The 22,036-nt window shown below is 37.9% G+C and carries 17 protein-coding genes and 1 CRISPR repeat array (1 of these 18 cut by a window edge); of the genes, 11 read left to right on the top strand and 6 right to left on the bottom strand.

What is annotated here, in order from left to right:
* Nucleotides 1–55 precede the first annotated feature (55 nt).
* Nucleotides 56–1,648, bottom strand: a complete 1,593-nt coding sequence (prfC, locus tag A9G10_RS01415; protein WP_065557919.1) for a peptide chain release factor 3 — start codon at nucleotides 1,646–1,648, stop codon at nucleotides 56–58.
* 200 nt (nucleotides 1,649–1,848) lie between these two features.
* Between prfC and ilvY the strand changes: the two genes are divergently transcribed.
* Both ilvY and A9G10_RS01405 read left to right on the top strand, forming a co-directional pair.
* Nucleotides 1,849–2,748, top strand: coding sequence for an HTH-type transcriptional activator IlvY (ilvY, locus tag A9G10_RS01410; protein WP_065557918.1), 900 nt, complete (start codon nucleotides 1,849–1,851; stop codon nucleotides 2,746–2,748).
* Nucleotides 2,749–2,870: 122 nt separating this feature from the next.
* On the top strand, nucleotides 2,871–4,952 hold the full coding sequence (locus A9G10_RS01405) for a 3-hydroxybutyrate oligomer hydrolase family protein (RefSeq protein ID WP_065557917.1): 2,082 nt from the start codon (nucleotides 2,871–2,873) through the stop codon (nucleotides 4,950–4,952).
* Nucleotides 4,953–5,049: 97 nt separating this feature from the next.
* Here the strand turns inward: A9G10_RS01405 and A9G10_RS01400 are convergent, their stop codons facing one another.
* From A9G10_RS01400 to fsa, 3 genes are all read right to left on the bottom strand, one after another.
* Complete coding sequence (locus A9G10_RS01400) at nucleotides 5,050–5,631, bottom strand: acyl carrier protein phosphodiesterase (RefSeq protein WP_065557916.1); 582 nt, start codon at nucleotides 5,629–5,631, stop codon at nucleotides 5,050–5,052.
* Nucleotides 5,632–5,646: 15 nt separating this feature from the next.
* Nucleotides 5,647–6,435, bottom strand: coding sequence for a siderophore-interacting protein (locus tag A9G10_RS01395; RefSeq protein ID WP_065557915.1), 789 nt, complete (start codon nucleotides 6,433–6,435; stop codon nucleotides 5,647–5,649).
* A gap of 145 nt (nucleotides 6,436–6,580) precedes the next feature.
* On the bottom strand, nucleotides 6,581–7,243 hold the full coding sequence (fsa, locus tag A9G10_RS01390; protein WP_065557914.1) for a fructose-6-phosphate aldolase: 663 nt from the start codon (nucleotides 7,241–7,243) through the stop codon (nucleotides 6,581–6,583).
* Nucleotides 7,244–7,523: 280 nt separating this feature from the next.
* Between fsa and A9G10_RS01385 the strand changes: the two genes are divergently transcribed.
* The 6 genes from A9G10_RS01385 (at nucleotide 7,524) to A9G10_RS01360 (ending at nucleotide 13,974) form a co-directional block, all read left to right on the top strand.
* The gene (locus tag A9G10_RS01385) at nucleotides 7,524–8,408 is read left to right on the top strand and encodes a helix-turn-helix domain-containing protein (protein ID WP_065557913.1); all 885 of its coding nucleotides are present in this window, start codon (nucleotides 7,524–7,526) and stop codon (nucleotides 8,406–8,408) included.
* Between the two features lie 73 nt (nucleotides 8,409–8,481).
* Nucleotides 8,482–8,985 carry a MarR family winged helix-turn-helix transcriptional regulator gene (locus A9G10_RS01380; RefSeq protein ID WP_065557912.1) on the top strand — a complete coding sequence of 168 codons (504 nt, stop codon included), beginning with the start codon at nucleotides 8,482–8,484 and terminating at the stop codon, nucleotides 8,983–8,985.
* Nucleotides 8,986–8,993: 8 nt separating this feature from the next.
* Nucleotides 8,994–9,983: a secretion protein HlyD gene (hlyD, locus tag A9G10_RS01375; RefSeq protein WP_065557911.1), complete on the top strand. Its 990-nt coding sequence runs from the start codon at nucleotides 8,994–8,996 to the stop codon at nucleotides 9,981–9,983.
* Nucleotides 9,984–9,989: 6 nt separating this feature from the next.
* On the top strand, nucleotides 9,990–11,726 hold the full coding sequence (locus tag A9G10_RS01370; protein ID WP_081298958.1) for an ATP-binding cassette domain-containing protein: 1,737 nt from the start codon (nucleotides 9,990–9,992) through the stop codon (nucleotides 11,724–11,726).
* Nucleotides 11,723–12,841, top strand: coding sequence for an ABC transporter permease (locus tag A9G10_RS01365; RefSeq protein WP_065557910.1), 1,119 nt, complete (start codon nucleotides 11,723–11,725; stop codon nucleotides 12,839–12,841). The genes A9G10_RS01370 and A9G10_RS01365 overlap by 4 nt, the downstream gene beginning before the upstream one ends.
* 17 nt (nucleotides 12,842–12,858) lie before the next feature.
* The gene (locus A9G10_RS01360) at nucleotides 12,859–13,974 is read left to right on the top strand and encodes an ABC transporter permease (protein ID WP_065557909.1); all 1,116 of its coding nucleotides are present in this window, start codon (nucleotides 12,859–12,861) and stop codon (nucleotides 13,972–13,974) included.
* Nucleotides 13,975–14,324: 350 nt separating this feature from the next.
* Here A9G10_RS01360 and proP read toward each other — a convergent pair whose 3' ends face one another.
* Complete coding sequence (gene proP / locus A9G10_RS01355) at nucleotides 14,325–15,818, bottom strand: glycine betaine/L-proline transporter ProP (RefSeq protein ID WP_065557908.1); 1,494 nt, start codon at nucleotides 15,816–15,818, stop codon at nucleotides 14,325–14,327.
* A 431-nt stretch (nucleotides 15,819–16,249) separates the two neighbouring features.
* On the opposite strand from proP, the gene ypfJ reads away from it, so the two are divergent.
* Together ypfJ and surE are read left to right on the top strand one after the other, a co-directional pair.
* Entirely contained in the window at nucleotides 16,250–17,104 is an 855-nt protein-coding gene (gene ypfJ / locus A9G10_RS01350) for a KPN_02809 family neutral zinc metallopeptidase (protein WP_065557907.1), read from the top strand.
* 21 nt (nucleotides 17,105–17,125) lie between these two features.
* Entirely contained in the window at nucleotides 17,126–17,908 is a 783-nt protein-coding gene (gene surE / locus A9G10_RS01345; RefSeq protein ID WP_065557906.1) for a 5'/3'-nucleotidase SurE, read from the top strand.
* 48 nt (nucleotides 17,909–17,956) lie between these two features.
* Here the strand turns inward: surE and A9G10_RS01340 are convergent, their stop codons facing one another.
* Nucleotides 17,957–19,162, bottom strand: coding sequence for an MFS transporter (locus tag A9G10_RS01340; RefSeq protein WP_065557905.1), 1,206 nt, complete (start codon nucleotides 19,160–19,162; stop codon nucleotides 17,957–17,959).
* A 211-nt stretch (nucleotides 19,163–19,373) separates the two neighbouring features.
* Here A9G10_RS01340 and A9G10_RS01335 point away from each other — a divergent pair, with 211 nt between their 5' ends.
* Entirely contained in the window at nucleotides 19,374–21,686 is a 2,313-nt protein-coding gene (locus tag A9G10_RS01335; RefSeq protein ID WP_065557904.1) for a zinc/cadmium/mercury/lead-transporting ATPase, read from the top strand.
* Between the two features lie 174 nt (nucleotides 21,687–21,860).
* A CRISPR array of direct repeats spans nucleotides 21,861–22,036; the repeat unit is 29 nt; unit sequence CGGTTTATCCCTGTGTATACAGGGAACAC (it continues 1,320 nt past the right edge of the window).

Below are 22,036 nucleotides of genomic sequence, written 5' to 3'. Positions count from 1 at the left end.
GCTCTTCTTGATTGGCATTATTGGTGATACCGTAAAGGGATAAAAGAAGTTTACATTAATGCTCACGTGTTTTTCTAAATTCAACATCCGGATAACGTTCCTGTGTTAAATTCAAATTCACCATACTTGGTGCAATGTAAGAAAGATTATCGCCACCATCCAGCGCTAAATTTTGCTCACATTTACGTTTAAATTCTTCCAATTTTTTCACATCACTACATTCTACCCAACGGGCTGTTGTGACGTTCACCGGCTCATAAATGGCTTCTACATTGTATTCCGATTTTAAGCGCGCAACCACAACATCAAATTGCAGCACACCGACCGCTCCCACAATCAAATCATTGTTGGATAGAGGTCTAAATACTTGCACAGCGCCCTCTTCTGACAACTGCACCAATCCTTTTAAAAGCTGTTTTTGTTTAAGCGGATCTTTTAATCGTATCCGTCGGAACAATTCAGGCGCAAAATTAGGGATACCAACAAATTTAAAATCTTCACCCTGCGTAAACGTATCACCAATTTGAATCGTACCATGATTGTGCAAACCAATAATATCACCGGCATAAGCTTCTTCAACGTGTTCACGATCGCCTGCCATAAATGTCAAGGCATCGGAAATATTGACATCTTTAGCAATCCTAACATGACGTAACTTCATGCCTTTTTCATACTTCCCTGACACGATACGCATGAAAGCAACACGGTCACGATGTTTTGGATCCATATTAGCTTGAATTTTAAAGACAAAACCACTAAATTTTTCTTCTGTTGATTTCACTTCACGCTTATCCGTTTGACGAGGCTGTGGCGTTGGCGCCCAAGCAGTTAAGCCATCAAGCATATGATCGACACCAAAATTCCCCAGCGCTGTACCAAAAAAGACAGGGGTTAAATCACCAGATAAAAAAGCATCCAAATCAAACTCATTTGATGCACCTTGAACCAATTCCAGTTCTTCACGTAGTTGCAGTGCTAAATCCTCACCTACCGCTGTATCTAATTCGGGATTATTTAATCCTTTGATAATACGTACATCCTGAATAGTATGACCTTTACCCGATTGATAAAGATAAGTTTCATCTTTTTTCAGATGATACACGCCTTTAAATAACTTACCACAACCAATCGGCCAAGTGATAGGTGCACAAAGAATATTAAGCTCGTTTTCAACTTCATCAAGCAGTTCCATTGGGTCACGAATATCACGGTCTAATTTATTCATAAAGGTTAAAATTGGGGTATTACGTAACCGTGTCACTTCCATTAATTTTCGAGTACGATCTTCCACCCCTTTAGCTGCATCAATGACCATTAAACAGCTATCCACCGCTGTCAATGTTCGATACGTGTCTTCCGAAAAGTCTTCATGCCCGGGAGTATCAAGTAAATTCACTAAACAGTCATTATAAGGAAATTGCATCACAGACGTAGTAATCGAAATACCACGTTGTTTTTCCATCTCCATCCAGTCAGATTTTGCATGTTGCGCATTGGCACCACGCCCTTTTACCGTTCCGGCAGTTTGAATTGCGTGACCGAATAATAAAACCTTTTCGGTAATCGTGGTTTTACCCGCATCAGGGTGAGAAATGATAGCAAAAGTGCGACGAGCATTAACTTCGTCTAAATAAGCTTGTTCTGTCATAAAATTAATATTCATTAACCTGTACAAAAATAATCGAGCATTTTAACAGGTATCGTTAGGCATTGCCATGAATGTATTACCTGTGATTTACCTAATTTGATTATCTCTGCATAATATTTTCACGAGCCTAGCCAATTTGGGCATTTACAGTATAAAATAGCGCTGAACTACGCAAAAGTTTTATCTAAATGGAACTTTCTATGAATATTCGTGATTTGAAATTATATTTACATTTATGTGAAACGTGTCATTTTGGTATGACAGCTAATGCTATGCATGTTAGTCCGTCGACTTTATCACGGCAAATCCAACGCATGGAAGACTATTTCGGTCATCCGCTTTTTATTCGCGATAATCGGCAAGTTCAAATCACTCAAGTTGGCGAAAAGGTCAAACGTTTTGCACTCCAAGTTATTAGTCAACATCAGCAATTAAAACAAGAGTTAGAATTATCCAATCAACAGCTCATTGGTGAATTAAGACTTTTTTGTTCAGTGACAGCCGCTTACAGCCATTTACCGGACATTTTAGACCAGTTTCGTATACATTACCCACTGATTGAAATTAAATTATCAACTGGCGATGCGGCAGATGCCGTTGAAAAAGTCCAGTCTAACGAAGCAGATCTCGCTATCGCAGGCAAACCAAAACAATTGCCTGCGGGTGTTGAATTTTTAAAATTTGGTGAAATTGAAATGGTTTTGTTAATACCTAAACTTAATAGCACCTTTAGTGATAAACTCCATCAAAAAAAGCCCGATTGGCATAACATTCCTTTCATTTTACCTGAACATGGGCCAAGCCGACAACGTATTGATCTTTGGTTTAAGCAACAAAAAATCACCAGCCCTAAAATTTATGCCACCGTTGCAGGACATGAAGCCATTGTCTCAATGGTGGCATTAGGTTGCGGTGTTGCGTTATTACCTAAAGTTGTAATGGAAAACAGTCCCGAAAGAATAAGAGAACGTATTACTGAATGGTCAACCAACTTAATGCAACCTTTTGACATTGGAATGTGTGTTCAAAAAAGGCGATTATCTGAAAAAATCATCGCCGCATTTTGGAATCTATCCAATCTAAATCATACCAAAAACTAGAAAATAATTTATAATGAATTTGTCATTCAAAAACTAACATTAACAGGAAGGTTAATGTTATTGAACGCAATGAATGATACGCAAGTATTTAACAGTCTGACTATCAAAAAGGAATATTTGAAATGCAATTGCCCAACTTTAACGTTAAAACATTATTATCATTATTACTTTTTAGCTTTACAGTTATTCCAATTTCCTTGCACGCTCAACAAGATATTCAGACCGATTCTTCGCAAAATTACTCAATCTCAGCTCCTGACTGGCTACTTACCGAAGAAGCCGTTTATTACGACGGTGACAGTGATGACCTTGTTACGGCAGGGCTAGGATTTACCATTTTATCCACGTCAATTTATACCCCACATTTCAGTGATCCGACTCAGCCAACCGTTCAAGAGCTACGACAAGCAAAACTCAATCGTTTTATCAATATCAATAATGGTGAAGGCACCTTATTTGGATTTAGACGGCAGGAATTAACTCCCCTTTTTGATGGCAAAATTCCGGGATTTGAAATTTTAGCAACACTAAAATTGGAACAGGAAAAGGTAGGAATGTTACTGCAAATCCCGCTTGATTTTGATAAAAATAAACCGTGTATTGTTGCAGTGCCTGCGACAGATTCAGACGGATTATATAATGCAAAAGATGTGCAAATTCGTGGTTTATGGGGACTTCGACACAATTGTGCGGTTGTTTATAATGATAAAGGTTTAGGTAATGGTATTTATGATATTGAACATAAGCGTGGTTATGCCATAAATGGGCAAACTCAATCCACTAATTTATTGTTTGAACCTACAATTTTCAATAGAGATAGATTTATTCAAAAATACCCAAATCGCTATGCGATAAAACAACTTCATTCTCGATTAAATTCTGAAGAAAGATGGGGTGAATTTGTTTTGAAATCTATTGAATTTGCTTTTTATGCCCTTAATACACAATTTCCTTCTGAATCTGAGTTTCATTTTAATAAAGATAACACATTAGTTTTAGTTTATGGTGCAAGTGATGGTGGCGGTGCAGCATTAAAAGCAGGTGAACTTGATACTGACAATGTCATCAAAGGTATCGTTGCTGTTAATCCACAAATTCAACCCAATGTTGAAAATAGCACAGTTTCCATTCAATATAATAAAAGTGCTCCTCAAAAAATCGATTATAGATCAATTGCTGATTACAGTAGTTATGCTTCCTTGTATATTCCTTGTGCTATACCTGCTATTGTGGCTAAGCACAAGACGATCAATATTCCATTTGCCGACAAATACCTTTTTTCACAAAACCGTTGTGATGCGCTAAAAAAAGAAAACTTATTAACAAAAGGTACTCCTGAAGAAGCACTTGAAAAATTACATCGCTATGGTTGGACGCCATCAATGGATATTCAACTACCTTATTTTTATTATAAAGAAACAATTGGATTGCCTTATCAATATATCAGTGCCTATGGTCATTTTGATGTCACCGACAGAATGTGTGGCTACTCGGTAGCAAGTACGCAACAAAATCCAATAAATTATCAAGGTAAAGTTGCCCCTTTACAGAAAGTCACATTTCAACAGCTCTGGTCTTTTGCAACAGGCCATTTGCCGATCTGGTTAACGGATGATTCTACTGCTTTAGCGTTGGTCAACAATGAAGATGCCTATTCACCAAGAAGCGATTTCTTTTCGGGTTCAGATAATCATAATGCCATTGACTATAATGCTAAAGGCGCCATTTGCTTATATAAAAAATTAACACATCCTCGTGTTAAATTTGGCATTAATCAAGTACGTGCATCAGCAAATTTGCATGGCATAAAAACCCTTATCGTGCATGCTCGTCATAACGTGAAACAACTACCCGATTATACTGCACGTGCTTATGTTGCATTAAATAGCCAAGTTGAAGGTAACGCCTCGCAACTGCGCTATTATGAAATTGACAATACCAGCTATTTGGATGGCACTTATCCTTTTGATAACGCACTTTTACCCATTGATTATTATGGGGAAGATGCTATGGAATGGTTATGGTTTCATTTGACAAATCATGCAACTCTACCTGAAAGCCAAGTTGTTCGTGCAAAAGCCAGAGGTGGAAAAATGGGGTTTGTCCCACAATTGACCGAAAATACGCTTGTCCCTATTTCGCAAACACCAAACCAGCAGGATGTAATCACAACTGAAAACGGGAAAATTATATTACCCAATTAGCATCAATGGTAATTTTCAATCCAATTAGGGCACATCCATGTTATTAATTCACGTCGAATTTGACATTAATAACAGGTAGTCCTAGCGGTGATAATAACTAAATAGAATCAGTCATTATTAAATGACACATTTTAGGATACATAATAAAAAACAACGCTTCGAATTCATTGTAGTGTTGTTTGATATCATAAATAGTCTCTTTTAATAACCCTAGCTTGGGTCGTCGGGTAGCCATACCATTAAGCACTTTTGCAATAAATTCAAGATTCGCGTAATTTTCTAACCATTTGCCATTCCACATGGAGTGCATAAAATGCTGATAATTACTAGGATACAGATCAATAAAGGGCTGAATTTGCTGTCTGGTATATTGGTCAAATTCAGACACGGATTGACCCATGCCATAATCAGCCCAATGCTTAGATAAAAAGTGATCCCATACAATATCAAGTGTAATCGGTGCGACACGTTGATGTGGTTTGATAAAGCATTTTTTTGCTTGTTTAACTTCAGTAAAACTATCAACCATGCTATCAATTTTACGATGTAACATGATACCGTCGGCTATCGTTTGCGGATAAACGAGATAAGGATCCCCTTTAACAAAATCTGCCACACTATTGCCAATTAACGAGCTATTCGCTAAGGTGGCAAGATGTAAATGAGCGAGAATGTTCATCAATATCACACGTCACTATTCACGATGTTTAAACTCCCCTTCAGCAAAACCTTGTCGCCAGTAACTGATAATATGAAAAGCATCGGCGGGTAAATTAGGATACTTATCTTTAAGCGTATGCCGAATTTGCTGGGCTAAATCCCGCTCCATTCCACCCCAAATAAGTAAGTTATCACTGTTGACAATATTTGCTTTTTTGATTGCCTCAATGAATTGATTTGGTTGGTTAACGTCCCTAATCAACCAGCTAACGTTAGCATTAGGATTAGCCGGTAAAGCCATAATATCCGTAGAATGGTTGACTTCGACAAACGCTTGAGCTGTAACATTGTTAGGTAGGTGTTCAAGGGTATAACAAATAGCTGGCACAGCTGTTATATCACCAATCAACACCAAACTTTGCTGATTAAACATCAGTTTTGCCGCTGTGCCGACAATACCTATCTGATCATTGATTTTAGCTTGCTGAGCCCAAACTGACGCTAATCCCTCTTGATGAATGGCAAAATCAATCGTTAATTGCTGTGTCGTTTCATCATAGTGACGAATACTATAACTTCGAACCAATTGACGAATCTTGTCATTTATCACAATTTTATTGTTTTCGTCTAATTGAGGAAAAATTATCTTTCCTGTTGAAGGTTCTGCAAACAACAATTTTAAATGAGGACAAATCCATAAAGGATTAACTGTCAATTGTTCATCACAACTAAAGTTAATTCGAATAAAACTATGAGATAGCTTTTCAACGTTTAATACAGTTAAAAGCGCATTAACAATATTTTTTTGTTTTGATCCTGCCATGATAGCCAACCTAATATTTCATTTTGAACTATCATACAGCAAAAATTAAATTTTTAGGCTATCTTTTTAATTGATGCACAAAGATTGAGACAAACACATTCCACGCAAATGTGCGGAATGTGAAAACAGATGATGACAGTCTAGATTAATAAGTCAGTGAACCAAACGCACGACGCCAATCTTGTTCAAATTTTACTATCGCTGCATCTACAGCTGGATCAGAGATAAATAGTTCAGCCACATCAACAGGCAGGGTAATAGATTGACATCCGGCTAACAGACAATCTAATGCTTGCCTTGGTGTGCGAAAACTTGCCGCCAACACCATGGTTTGAGGACAATGTAACGCTAACAGTTTTTGTAATTCTTGCACGGTATCTTTACTGTTGCCGCCTTGGGCATCAATTCGATTGACATAAGGCGCAATATATTTAGCACCAGCTAGCGCACCCAATAATCCTTGTCCTGCGCCATAAACAGCAGTGCCTAAAGTTGGGATTCCTTGTTGTGTTAATGCTCTAATCGCTTTGAGTCCTTCTGCATTGACAGGAATCTTAGTTACAATATTGGGGACAACTTTTCTTAGTTGTTCTGCCTCTTTTATCATGTTTGGGGCATCGCTTGAAAGTACCTGTGCAAACAGTAATTTATCGGCGCCTAATAAATTATGCAGTGCCGATAATAGTGTAAAAAGTGATTGACCGGATTTTGCCACAATGCTTGGATTGGTTGTGACACCTTTAATCGGTAAAATGGGGGCTAGACGTTTAATGGCTTCAATATCGGCGGTATCTAAATATAATTCCATGGTTAACTCCTGCTAAATGTTCAAATCATTAATCACTGTATTGGTACCATACTAGATAATCTCAAACCGTTAGCCTAGATGACAATCATGCGTTTTACTGGACATTTGTACGCTTGATAAAAAAATGTGAGTGAGATCACATCAAAAACACTTTAAGAATAAATTCATAATAAAATTAACGATTTTCTTGATATTTTAAATATATATTTGGCAGTATATAATCATGGTTACGATACATAACTAGATTTATCTACGATATGATTTTTATGAAGATAGCAATATGGTGAGAACGATCAATGAAGTGTTAGCAAAATGCCTTAATCATCAACTAACTAATCAGATTTATTTTGCTAATGATGCTCAATCAGCACCACTACTTGCTGATCAAGTCAGTCAACCCAGAATAGAAATCATGATAGATGGGAAACAATCCATACAATGGGCAGATTATCAGGGAAACATCATTGAAAAAACTCTATTTCCTAGCGATGTTTTATATATCACAGCACAAAGTTGGAACAAGCCCGCTTATACAACCCCTTTCACCACATTAAGCATCCTGTATGATAAACAACAAATTAGCATGACTATCAACCAGTGGGACGGTAAAGCACTGACGTCTTATGATCAAATTAATGTACCCAGACGAGGAGCACGTATTGGGGCGTTTATTATTCAAGCGCTGGCTGAATTAACTTGGCAGCATCAGCCTTGCGAGCGTGATCCTACCGCTTATCATCTTATTCAAAGCTTATTAAGTCATACTTTCGACTTATTGAGTGTTGATGTCAAAACCTCGACAAAAACAGCTAGCTTATTTGAGGCAATTCAGCAATACATTGATAGCCATTTTCGTGACGATATCACCCGAGATTTTCTCGCTAAAATGTTTTATATTTCGCCAAATTATCTATCTCACCTATTCCAGCGAGAAGGCAAAATAGGATTTAATGAATACCTTAATAACGTTCGTCTGGAATATGCAAAAACACGCCTTAAAGACTACGACTTAACTATAAAAGATATTGCCTTAGCTTCAGGATTTAAAGATAGTCACTATTTTTGTCGAATCTTCAGAAAAAAAACTGAACGCACCCCTACCGAATACCGTCGACAATATCACAGTAAATTATTACCGATGACGGATAACAACAAATCGAATTAATAAAATTAATGATTGTGAAAAGTAATTTCATTTGATATAGTTTCAAATGAAATTATATTTACAAGGTAATATTATGGCAATCCCAATAGCAACTGTTGAAAAACTGATTGAACAATTTAAATCTCGTGGACTTTCATCAAACTATGACGAGATTTTTTTAAGTCGCTTATTGCAATTTAGTACCGAAGCACTACTAGAAAATTTGAATCAAACTTACCGACATTATGAATTAGATGATAAATTATTTGCGGTTTTATTAGTGATTAACGCCTTTCACCCTGAAGGCGTAAAACCGTCGCATATCAGTGAATTAACCAATTTTACTCGCGTACAAGTTACCCGTTTTGTTGATACACTGGTGGGAAATGACTTAGTCACACGTCAAGCTGATCCTCATGATCGTCGCTCACATTGCTTAATTTTAACTAATAAAGGCATCAACTTTTTTCAACATGAAATACCGCCCATGGAAAAGAAAGTAGTTCAAGCTTGGCAAGTTATTACCCAAGAAGAACGTCAACAGTTACGCACAATTTTATCTAAACTTTTAAAGCATCTTGCCGAGTCAACTAAATGAAAATATCCATGACAAAAAAAGGACTTATCTCCCTATTAATATTAATAATTATTGCTGTAAGTTGGGCGTTCTGGTTTATGTATAAAAGTCCTTCATCACTAATTTTATATGGTAATGTCGATATCCGAACGGTAAACAGTAGCTTTCGTGTATCAGGACGTTTAATTCAATTAAATCACGAAGAAGGTGATTCAATTAAACAAGGCGATCTCTTGGCTAAACTGGATGCAAAACCTTATCAAATTGCTTTAAATAAAGCGAAAGCGAATTTAATGGTAAAACAGGCGCAACTTGATTTAATGCTGACAGGATATCGTAAAGAAGAGGTTGCCCAAGCAGCAGCACAAGTTTTACAGTACCAAGCGAGTTATGATTATGCTGAGAATAACTATCAGCGCATGGTCAAATTGATGAAATCATCATCCATTTCTAAAGATCAACTCGAAAACAGTTTAACCTTACGCAATCAAGCTAACGCTAATTTACAAACAGCAAAACAAAAACTTGATCAACTCACTAATGGTTACCGAAAAGAAGAAATTGAAGCGGCACAAGCCACCGTGCAGGCGGCTCAAGCCGAGTTAGACCAAGCGGAACTTAATTTATCGGATACGGAACTTTATGCACCAACCGATGGCACCATTTTAACTCGGGCAGTAGAATCAGGCACAATGTTAACTTCAGGATCGCCAATTTATGCTATCTCAATAGATAGACCAGTTTGGGTGCGGGCTTATATTGACGAAGTCAATTTGCATCAAGCCATTCCGGGTAGAACTGTCTATGTTTATACCGATTCACAGCCAGATAAACTTTACATTGGACAGATTGGTTTTGTATCGCCAACGGCCGAATTTACACCTAAAACCGTCGAAACGCCTGTGTTACGTACCGATTTAGTTTACCGCTTACGCATTCAAATACGTCAAACTGGTGACGGTCAAGCGGATAATATGTTACGCCAAGGCATGCCGGTAACGATTAAATTTGCAGAATGATAAACCATGTCTATACAAAATCGCCAGCAAATCAAACTCACTGATGTGACCAAAGTGTTTAAGCAAAAAAATCAGCAAATCACTGTCGCACTAAAACCTTTATCGACAACGATTTTTGCACAAGGTGTCACAGGTCTGGTTGGCCCTGACGGTGCAGGCAAAACAACTTTATTGAGAATGTTAGCAGGCTTACTTTCGCCAAGTTCAGGTCAAATAAATGTTGCGCAATATAATCCGACTGGAGATCGGGATCAATTACGCGCAATTTTAGGTTATATGCCTCAAAAGTTTGGTCTTTACGAGGATTTGACGGTTATTGAAAACCTGAATTTATTTGCCGATCTGCGACATATCCAAAAAGAAGAACGTCAACAAATTTTTGCCAAACTCCTAAAATTCACCGATTTAACTAAATTTACCCAACGGTTGGCAGGCAAGTTATCGGGGGGAATGAAGCAAAAATTAGGATTAGCGTGTACTTTGCTTGGCGATCCACAAATATTATTACTTGATGAGCCAGACGTTGGGGTCGATCCCATTTCACGCCAAGAACTTTGGCAAATGGTGCATCAATTAGCCAAAGAAGGGATGTTAATTATCTGGAGCACCTCTTATCTTGATGAAGCCGAGCAATGTGAAACAATTTTACTGATGAATCAAGGTGAATTACTCTTTCAAGGACAACCCTCATGTTTGACTGAACGTGTCAAAGATCGGGTTTATCTGCTCGCTTCGCCAATTTCACATCGTCGGTTATTACAAATCGCCTTAAAGCTTCCACAAGTCAGTGACGGCGTGATTGAAGGTGATCGTATTCGCTTAATACTCAAGCCGAATCAGTCCATTGAACAAGTCATAGCGAACCTTGGCACATCTGACATCACCTATCAGCCTACCTTAGGACGGTTTGAAGATGCGTTTATTGATCGATTAGGCGGAATAACCCAAAAAGAATCAATATTAACTAAAATTATGCCGCAAGTTGCTGGTTTGCCAAACGATATTGTCATAGAAGCGAAAAATCTTACCCGAACTTTTGGTGATTTTATTGCAACGGATCATGTCAATTTTTCAATAAAGCGTGGTGAAATATTCGGTTTATTAGGGCCCAATGGCGCAGGTAAATCGACAACATTTAAAATGATGTGCGGTTTATTACCGATTAGTGAGGGACAAGCACTAGTTTTGGGATTTGATCTCAAAACTAGTGCAACCAAAGTACGTGAACGCATTGGCTATATGGCACAACGTTTTTCTTTATATGACAGATTAACCGTGCGCCAAAATTTAAGCTTCTTTTCTGGCATTTACGGCTTAAAAGGCCGTGAACAAACACAGCGCATGAATGAGATGATAACCGCATTTAATTTTGAGCCGATTTTAGACAAAACACCGGAATCACTCCCCTTAGGATTCAAACAACGATTAGCTTTAGCCTGTGCGTTAATGCATAAACCCGATATAGTGTTTCTTGATGAACCGACATCTGGCGTCGATCCTATCACTCGTCGTGAGTTCTGGGTCCATATCAACAGTTTAGTCGAAAAAGGAGTTACGGTCATGGTCACCACTCACTTTATGGACGAAGCCGAATATTGTGATCGTATTGCTTTAATTAATGGTGGTAAATTGATTGCTTTGGGGTCGCCTAACCAACTTAAGCAATCGGTCGCAAGCAACGCCACCATGGAGCAAACTTTCATTAAATTAGTAAACGACGCTAACTCAGGGGCAACAACATGATATTTTCACTCTCTCGAACATTAACACTGTGTAAAAAAGAGATGAAGCAGATTATCCGTGACCCGAGCAGTTGGATCATGTCAATCATTATGCCATTGATATTACTCTTTTTATTTGGCTATGGCATTAGTTTAGATTCCAATAAAATCCGTGTTGGGGTATTAGTTGAGCAAAAAAGTCAACCTGCCCATGATTTTGTCCAAGTGTTAAATGGCTCCCCCTATATTGAACCCATATATTTGGATAATCGTTCAGCGTTATCGGCTAAATTAAATGCGGGTGAAATTCGAGGGATGCTTATCATTCCGGTTAATTTTGCTCAACAAGTGCAAAATCAGCAGGCAGCTATTCAGTTAATTACCGACGGAAGTGAACCGAATACCGCTAATTTTGTACAAGGTTATTTAACCAGCGTTTGGCAAATCTGGTTACAGCAGCGCAGTCAACAGCAATTAATAAGTCGTCAACCAATGATTGACATGACTTCACACGTTTGGTTTAACTCCGCAGCAATCAGCAAAAATTTTATATTACCCGGTGCGATAACCATCATTATGACGATAATTGGCTCGATATTGACGTCGCTAGTCGTTGCTCGGGAATGGGAACGTGGCACGATGGAAGCATTGCTCTCTACCCCGATGACCAAGTTGGAATTTTTATTATCTAAATTGATTCCCTATTACTTAATCGGTTTAATAGCCTTAATTATCTGTTTTATTGTCACTGTCGGCATTATGCAAGTGCCTTTTCGTGGCTCATTTACGCTATTGTTACTACTCAGCAGTCTATTTTTATTGGTGATTTTGCAACTTGGCTTATTGATATCCACCCTTACGCGGAATCAATTTAATGCCGCAATGATAGCGCTAAACGCGGCCTATTTACCTGCGGTAATGCTGTCAGGTTTTGTATTTGAAATCAATAGTATGCCCGCTATCATTCAACTGGTTACCTATATCATTCCTGCACGTTACTACGTCAATATTCTACAAACCCTATTTTTAGCGGGCGATATTTTTTCAGTGATGTTGATTAATGCAAGCTTTTTACTGATGTGTTTATTGCTGTTATTTGTGGTGATTTTCAAAAAAACTCGGATGCAATTAGATTAAGGTAAAGGAATAATACTATGCTAAACTTCTTCAATACTATCACCTTTTACCGAACTTTAACGCTAATTAAAAAAGAGTTAGCCCTACTTTGGCAAGACAAACAGACACGCATTATTTTAATCATGCCAGTATTGCTACAAATTTTTATCTTTCCCTTTGCTGCAACCTTGAATGTTAATAATGCGACCATTGCCGTTTATCGCCCCACGATTGATGAACCGACGACTGAGTTAATCGATCGACTAGCCCATGCCAGCAGTTTTTCAAACGTATTGATATTAGATTCACAGCAAGCCATTACTGACACGATTAATCATCAAAAAGCCTTGGTGGTTGTACAATTTCCTGCTGACTTCTCTCGCAAGTTACTGAATGGACAATCGCCACAAATCCAAATAATTTTAGACGGTCGTAAATCGAATAGCGCCCAAATTGCCGCTAACTATATTCAACAAATTATTATGCAGTATCAGCAACAAAATATGAATCAAGATAAGGGCGGATTAATCGTTCGTCACCGTTATAACAGTAATTTAGACTATAAGCATTTTATTTTACCTTCGCTGGTTGCACTCATTACCACCATTGGCGTTATGATCGTAACTTCGTTATCAGTAGCGCGAGAACGTGAACAAGGCACACTTGATCAACTACGTATTTCACCTTTAATGACATGGCAAATTTTTGTTGGTAAAGCAATACCGGCAATCATTGTGGCAACATTACAAGGAACAATAGTACTTATTGCCAGTATTTTTATATATCAAATCCCGTTTCAAGGATCGCTGATTTGGTACTATCTATGTATGATGAGTTACGGGCTCTCTTTAGTAGGATTCGGCTTATTTATCTCAGCGCTTTGCTCAACTCAACAACAAGCCTTTATCGGCATAATTACCTTTATGGTACCAGCAATTTTACTATCTGGCTTTATTGCGCCAATAGAAAACATGCCACTCTGTTTACAGTATTTCAGCGAAATTAATCCAGTGCGTCACTTTATCGAATTGACTAAACAGATTTATTTAAAAAATGTCGGTTTCTCAATCATCTGGCAAAGTCTATGGAAGCTCTATGCAATCACCATACTATTAGGCGGTATGGCTTATTATTTATTTAAAAAATATATATAAATTTAAAGGGAATTTCACCTAACCTTATATTTTTTTAGTTAAATTCTGTTAACTGTTTTGGGATTGATATCCAACCCTGACAATTCCTTTTTGATCAACATCCAATAAGAGAATTGAACGAGCACAATCGGCATGTATCGACCAAACACAAAGCGAATAAACACTTACAATACTTGGCAATGGACATGTGTCAATAAACACTTGTAAACCGTCACACTGCTATTTTCAATTTTTGGGGAGATGAGCGCATCAAGAGAAGATTATCTCATCCCCTCTTGATTTGAGCATGTTCAATATCAGCAAAATCACTTATTCAAAAAGTCTGTTCGACGTCCCTATGTTTATCGTCGTTAATCTAGTTTAGGATGTTGATCGACTAAATCTTGACGCTGTTCTTGCAGATTCTCGATTTGTTCATCAATATCTTCAACTTTTTGCTCAATTGAATCAAAGTGATCGGTTAAAATCTCTTTTGCTTCGCTACGATTTGAAGCGGCTGGTGCGGCGCCTCTGAGCGGTTGATTTGCGGTTTCTCGCATTTTTAAACCAGTGACTAACCCAACAATTGACACTACCATTAAATAGTATGCAGGCATATATAAGTTATTGGTTTCTTCGACAAGCCAAGCTGCCACTGTTGGGGTCGCTCCAGCTATTAATACCGAGATATTAAAAGCGATAGCTAACGCACTAAACCGAATATTGGTAGGAAAAATCGCAGGTAAAATAGATGCCATTACCCCTGTAAAGCAATTAAGTAGTACAGCAAGTATCAGTAATCCCAAAAAGATTAAACCAATATTATCACTATTAATCAACCTAAAGGCAGGATAAGCAAGAATGAGTAACCCCACACTACCGCCAATAATAAAGGGTTTGCGTCCAATTTTATCGCTAATTAAGCCAATCATGGGTTGAACAAATAACATACCAATCATTATCGCAATAATCAGTAATACACCATGATCAGAATGATAATTTAAATCATGCGATAGATAACTTGGCATATAAGTCAGCAACATGTAATAGGTAACATTGGTTACGATCACTAAGCCAACGCACACCATAAAACTTTTCCAATATTGGGTTAAAATCTGTTTTAAGGTAATTTTTGATGGTTTTTCAGACCGTTGTTCATTAGACTCAGATTGTTGCTGAAAAGTGGGAGTTTCCTCGAGCGCATGACGCAAATACAAACCAATTACCCCTAAAGGTAACGCAAAAAAGAACGGGATACGCCACCCCCAATCTCGAAATTTAGCATCGCCTAATAAAGTAGATAAAATGACAACTAACCCAGCACCAATTAAAAAGCCTGCAATTGACCCAAAATCCAGCCAACTCCCCATAAATCCTCGTTTACGATCAGGCGAATATTCAGCCACAAAGGTTGCCGCTCCAGAATATTCACCACCTATTGAAAATCCTTGTGCTAATTTTGCCAGTAACAATAAGATTGGTGCGGTAATCCCAATGGTTGCATAAGAAGGAATTAAGCCAATACAAAAGGTACTTAACGACATAATCACAATTGTCATAGACAGCACCTTTTGCCGTCCTAATTTGTCACCTAATAAACCAAACACCACACCGCCTAATGGACGCACTAAAAAAGGGACTGAAAATGTGGCTAACGCAGCGACAACTTGCACACTGGGCGATGCATTTGAAAAGAACACCTGCCCTAATATGTAGGCTAAAAAACCATATACACCAAAATCAAACCACTCCATCGCATTACCGAGTGCAGCAGCCGTAATGGCTTTTTTAAGCTTACTATCATCAATAATGGTAATATCATTAATATTCAAAGGTTTTGTAATTGACTTTTTTGCCTTCTTCATAAAAAACCGCCTATTTTCATGCAAATTATGGAATAAGTTGAATACAATTTTGATAAAGACTTGCTATAGTGCTTTTATGACAACAAATGGTTTATTGATTACTTAAATTTAGAAGACTTATAAGGAACAGAAAAAAGAATTAAAACGATTTATCGTTATTACTATCAATTAGTTAATCTTGATAATATCGTTTAATTTGACAAAAAATAGGCTTTAATTATAGCAATATAAGATCAGGTTGTAAAATTGCAACCAGTCTGATAGTTGAAGCCTTTACGTTAATTTACTCGACACGATTTTAGTTAAATAGTGTTGAAAATAGCTATTTACCCTATTTTAAATCGTTGATGCTGTTACCAATTTAACTTTACCTAGTATCCCATGAAATAATCCTTTAAAATAACTTTACTAAAACTGATGAGGTAATTCCTATGCGCTGGAGAGACCAAAGAGAGAGTGATAATATTGAAGATCGCCGCTCACAATCAGGAAGTGAACTAGGAACGCGAATTCCGATTGGTGGTAAAGGTAGAGTTGTTCTATTCATTGTTGTGTTAATCGCCGGCTATTATGGCGTTGATTTAACGGGATTACTCAATTCTGATGTTATTGATCTTAATAGCACTCCACAAAACAGCGCTGAGTATGCGGTTGATGATCCGCAAGCTGCAAAATTTACGTCGGTCATATTAGCCAGCACCGAAGATTATTGGAGCCAGGATTTTAAACGTCTTGGCAAAACCTACATCCCACCCAAATTAGTGCTTTATACCGGTTCAACACAAACATCTTGCGGTACCGGTCAAACCTTTATGGGGCCGTTTTATTGCAGTGTTGATAAAACGGTTTATCTGGACACTTCTTTCTATCAAGAGATGAAACAACGACTAGGCGGTGGCGGTGATTTTGCACAAGGTTATGTGATCGCACATGAAATTGGTCACCATGTGCAAAATCTACTCGGCACATTTAACCAACTAAAACAATTTAAACAATATTCCGATGTTAGTGATAATCAATTATCAGTAAAATTGGAATTGCAAGCCGATTGCTATGCTGGATTATGGGGAAATGCAGTTCAAAAACAGAACTTACTTGAAGTTGGTGATATCGAGCAAGCATTGAACACAACCGAAGCCATTGGTGATGATCGCCTACAACGACAACGTGATGGCTATGTGGTACCTGATAGTTTTACTCATGGCACGTCGAAACAACGTTACGCTTGGTTTAAAAAAGGGTTTGATAGTGGTTCAATTGAACAATGTGACACGTTTACTGAGTAACGAACAATATAAGGAAACAAAATGGATGTCAAATTAGTGAATCGTATTTTATTAGTGAATGATGATGGCATCGATGCCCAAGGTATCAAAATATTAAAAAATGTGGCGGAAAAACTGGCTCATGAAGTTTGGGTAGTGGCGCCAATTATAGATCAAAGTGGTGTTTCTTGTTCCGTCAGCTTAAAAGCCCCATTCAGAGTCTCTAAACGTTCTCATAGCGAATACGCCGTTTATGGTACGCCAGCAGATTGCATGTTATTTGCATTGAAACATCTAATGACAGACCAATTACCTGATTTAGTCTTATCAGGTATTAATAATGGGTCTAATGTTGGCTTTGAAACGATTTTATCGGGTACCGTGGGGGCGGCTATGATGGCGATGACCCTTGGCGTACCGGCAATGGCATTAAGCCAAGTGAGCAGTGAAGACAATCAACCGACAAATTGGCATTGTGCCATCCACCATGCTGAAAACATCATTCGAAAATTGCATGCGTTATCAATGCCTAAAAACATCTGTTTTAATGTCAATTTTCCAGATTGTAATGCTGATCAAGTAAAAGGTTATAAACTTACCAAACAAGGGGAACCGGATGTAAGCGAACTGATACTCACCCCGACTAAAGACCCAGAAGGACATGACTATTTTTGGTTTAGAGCTAAACGAAATCAAACCGCTTGCAATGAAGACAAAGAACTGGATATAGCAAACAGTGGCTACATTTCCATCACGCCCATGAGTTATGAAAGAACACATTATCCTAGCCTTAAAACATTGCAAAATGTTTTGAATTTTAGCTAACAAATGATGGGTACGTCTTTCCTTATTTTGAAAGACGTACAAAAGGGTTTAATGGTTTGATTTAGCCTCGTTAACTAAAGCACAAAACAGAAAAGAAACCGCCACCATAATTAAAGCGATCCAATATATTGCTTCATGTCCAAACGCTTTCGAGACAAAACCTTGAATCATACCGGCGATAATCACGCTACACGTTATACCATTATTAAAAAGTGTCGAAGCGACACCCATTCGGGTTGGAAGAAGATCTTGGAAATAGATAATTCCAATATTTGCCACAATACCGATGAAAAGGGCATTAAAAATTTGCAATGAAAATAGTGCTACTTCATTTTTGAACAGGATGATGCCAATATAAAACAGGACACCACAGCCAATTGCAATAAAAAATAAATTACGTTTTCCTAAATAAGGCACTAAAAAACCGGCAATAAGCATAACCGGAATTTCGATTCCTGCAGCAAGCCCCATTAACTGACCCGGCAAGGAATCCGACAGATGTAAACTCGATTTTACATATAATGGCATATCGATGATGTACATCATATTTGCCGTCCACATAAAGACGGTTGATAAAAATAAAAAAACCACATTTTTATTTTGAAATAGTGGTTGATTTATCTCCTGCTGATTCATGGCTTGAGTTTGCTGTGTAGCCGGATTTTTTTCGACTGAAGGCAAAAAAATGGCGACAAAGATCATCGCAACCAAAAACATCCCCATTGCGCTTAAATACATGGTAGTAAAACCATATTCGATCGCTAACGCAAATGACAAAGGTGGGCCAATAACCCAAGCCAATGAAAGTTGAGCTCGAATAAGTGAGTTAAATGCCACAACATTACGACCCGTTTTAACCGCATATTCACGTGCTAGCGCAAAAATTTGTGGCATAGCAGCTGAGGATAACGCTGCAAATAACACGCCCAACGTAATCAAAAAGACATAGTGGCGAGAAAAGGCAAAAACCAGACTATTGAAAACGCCCATTAAACAACAGAATATGACAATGAGTCGTCTGTCCCCTTTTTTATCCGAATATTTCGCCAATAAGAAACTCCCCACAATACTGGCAATCGCGTTAACTGAATAAAAAAGACCGACAAGAATGGGATCAACATTGACTTCATCAGTTAAAAAACGACTTAATGTCGGAGATTGTAAAGCGCCTGCGATCCCGATAATGAAAGTAGTAACAAGAAAAGCAGTAAAAATTACCCCTTTTAATTGTCGAAAAGATGAAGTACTCGGCATAGTGATTTCCTGTATATAGAATGAAATAATTATATACTGAAAATAAGCATAACAAAAAACATGTTAAGCATTGGGGTTTAATCCCTGCATAACTTATTTTCAATTCTTCTTAATTAAGACAAACCAAACCTTGACAAATATCATTAAAAAAAGATTTATTTTTATTGAGACAAGCGTACAATAAAAATCATCAACTAGCCGAGGTAACGTTATGTTATATAATAACAAATCCACTCATCAGCACGCTGATCATCACTGCCATGATAGCTGCCAAAACATCACACATAATCATGCACATAATTCGATACATGCCCATAAAACCGACAATAAGCAACAATCCAATCGAGGTCGTAATAATCATGATCATATTGAAACGCAAACTAATGATCTTGATCCTCCACCCGATGAACCTGACCAGCAAAGACCAACCGTCAAATTAACATGGAAAATTCAAGGCATGGATTGTGCGCATTGCGCTCAAAAAATTGAAAATGGAATCAAAACGTTACCCAATATCAATCAAATAAAAATGACGTTTTCAACTGAAAAACTCATAGTATTTGTGCCCAACAAAAATAAAGAAATTATCCAACTCATTGAAGATAAAGTGGTTGAATTAGGTTATACCCCTATTTTTGAATCTTCGCCACATCATCATGAGCATTCACACAGTTGGGATAAAAAAGCGCTACTGCCTTTAGTGACGCTAGGTATCTTAATTGTAATCAGTTATATCATCCTGTTAATCAATCATGATATTGGTAAGTATGCCTTCATTGTTACGGCTATTATTGGCATCATTCCAATAGCCAAAGAAGCCATCACCTTAACCCGTAGTGGCACTCCCTTTGCTATTGAAACGCTAATGAGTATTTCGGCAATTGGTGCACTATTTATCGGTGCCGCAGAAGAAGCCACCATGGTGATTTTTTTGTTTATGATTGGCGAAATGCTTGAAGGAATTGCCAGTAATAAAGCCAGAAAAGGCATTTCCTCACTGGTTGAATTAATGCCAGAAGAAACTGTGATTGTTGTTGATGGAAATCGAAAAACGGTGGCAAGTCATAGTCTAAAATCTGACGATATTATCGAAATATCATCAGGCGGTCGATTACCGGCAGATGTGATCTTAATCAGTGAACAAGCCAGTATTGATGAAAGCGCATTAACAGGGGAATCGATTCCAGTCAATTATTTATATGGTGATAAAATTTTAGCTGGCTCACTAGTGGTAGATAACACCATTCAATTAAAAGTTGTCTCAGAAACAGGACAGAACGCAGTTGACCGTATTTTACAACTTATTGAAGAAGCTGAAGAACGCAAAGCACCGATAGAGCGATTTATTGATCGATTTAGTCGCTATTATACCCCTGCTATTGCCCTATTATCGCTATTAGTAATGGTTATTCCGCCTCTACTCATTCAGACTGATTGGTACACATGGATTTATCGTGGATTAACGTTACTATTAATAGGTTGTCCATGTGCGTTAGTTATTTCAACACCGGCTGTTATTACTTCTGCGTTATCGAGTGCGGCTAAATATGGTGTTTTAATCAAAGGCGGGGCAGCCCTAGAACATATAGGTTCAATCAAAATGATGGCTTTTGATAAAACCGGAACCTTGACCGAAGGCAAACCTAAAGTTACCGATGTTATCAATCGTGATATCACAACCGAACACTTGTTAACTGTTGTTGCTGCGGTGGAAAGTGGATCACATCATCCGTTAGCCAAAGCTATCCTTGATTATGCTAAACAAAATAAGATTGTTTTTACTGAAGCCAATAATCGTAAAGCGATTGCTGGGGTCGGTATTCAAGGAGATATCAATCAAGAGACTTTTTACGTTGTAGCCCCAAATAGACTCGATACCCTTTCAACCCAATTAACACAGGAAGATACACAGCTTATACAACAGCTTGAAACTGAAGGAAAAACGGTTGTCGTTGTGGTTTCTCATCAAAAATTACTGGGTATCATTGCTTTGCAAGATGTACTTCGCCAAGATGCGGTCAGTGCACTCAATCAACTTCATCAATTAGGCTTAAAAACCTTGATGTTAACAGGCGATAATGAACGAGCAGCAAAAGCAATCGCCCAACAACTAAATATTGATTACCGAGCTGAACTTTTACCAGCCGATAAATTAAATGAAATTGAAAAAATAAGCACCACAACCGCTATTGCCATGGTTGGCGATGGTATTAATGACTCCCCTGCAATGAAAGCCGCCACGGTAGGTATCGCAATGGGTAGCGGAACAGATGTCGCACTCGAAACAGCCGATGCGGCTTTAACCAAAAATAGTTTATTGAGTTTACCAAAATTGATACGTTTAACGCGCTTTGCTAACCGAAATATCAAACAGAATATTACGATTGCTTTAGGCATTAAGTTGATATTTTTAATTACCAGCCTATTTGGTATTACAGGGCTTTGGCTTGCTGTATTAGCAGATTCAGGAACAACAGCGATTGTCACAGCCAATGCATTAAGATTGCTTAAACTTAAAAAATAAGGATTCTAAATATCAAGTTGCAGAAACACCGTTGTTAAAAATGAGTTTTTAGACTTTTTAAAAACGGTATGGCTCTATCAACGCTCACCAAGCAGGGATTTTACAAAATGCCTGCTTGGCGCTATTAAGAATAAAGGAAACCTTACCTATTATCCATTTTTGTTCGCATGCGAACAGTTTATCCCTGTGTATACAGGGAACACGGACTGCGTTTTTCACTTCGGTCAGACTGCGACGGTTTATCCCTGTGTATACAGGGAACACTCACGAATATTCGGCGTTATCATCTTTTTGACCGGTTTATCCCTGTGTATACAGGGAACACTCACGAATATTCGGCGTTATCATCT

The sequence above is a fragment of the Gilliamella sp. wkB308 genome, from assembly GCF_001690185.1.
Classification (GTDB): domain Bacteria; phylum Pseudomonadota; class Gammaproteobacteria; order Enterobacterales; family Orbaceae; genus Gilliamella; species Gilliamella apicola_I.
Note: the sequence above shows the minus strand (reverse complement) of the source record. Positions and strands in the feature narration are given on the sequence as shown.